The organism is Mesorhizobium sp. M7A.F.Ca.CA.001.10.2.1, from assembly GCF_003998575.1.
Lineage (GTDB): Bacteria > Pseudomonadota > Alphaproteobacteria > Rhizobiales > Rhizobiaceae > Mesorhizobium.
Window position 1 is genome coordinate 1 of sequence record NZ_RZQY01001257.1, and the last position, 624, is coordinate 624.

The window sequence follows — 624 nt, forward strand, 5'->3', positions numbered from 1 at the left end:
GTGCACACGCATGCCAGCCCGCGCTCGGCGGTGAACTTCCTGATCCATGCGGCAGGGATCGACGGCAGCGCAGTCGGGCCGCGCCGCAACCTGACGATGCCCGGCGTTGCCGTCACCGTCGGCGAGCAGATCGAGGCGCTGGAACGCATCGCCGGGCCGAAGGCGGTAAGCCTGATCCGCGAGGTTCCGGATGAGACGATCTGGGCGATCGTCAAGGGCTGGCCGACGCGCTTCGAGGCAAAGCGGTCACGGGAGCTCGGCTTCAGCGCCGAAAAGAGTTTTGACGAGATCATCCGCGCTCACATCGAGGATGAGCTCGGCGGCAAGATCGCGGGTTAAACTCCGAACCTCGTGGCGCCGGCCTATCCGCCGCTCGCCAAACTCGCCGACAGCAGCAGCAGTCCGAACAGGAACACAAACGCCGCGCCGCCGATCTCGACGATCGAGTGGATGCGGTTGCCCATGCGGCCGTCGCCGGCGAAATACACCGCCCAGTTCTTGGCGGTCACCGCCAGTGTCGCCAGTGCCGATACGGCGATGGCGGTGCCCAGCGACATCGCCAGCACCGACAGCAAACCGCCGAGCCAGAGGCCGTTGAGCAAGGCGAAGCTCAGCACGATCAGG

Annotated in this window: 2 pseudogenes; one reads left to right on the forward strand and one right to left on the reverse strand. The window is 66.3% G+C overall.

Going from position 1 to position 624, the window contains the following annotated elements:
• A pseudogene (locus tag EN964_RS36500) lies at positions 1-339 on the forward strand (NAD-dependent epimerase); the annotation flags it as partial.
• Between the two features lie 23 nt (positions 340-362).
• On the opposite strand, the pseudogene EN964_RS36505 reads toward EN964_RS36500, so the two are convergent.
• Positions 363-624 (reverse strand): annotated as a pseudogene (locus EN964_RS36505) (delayed-early response protein/equilibrative nucleoside transporter); the annotation flags it as partial.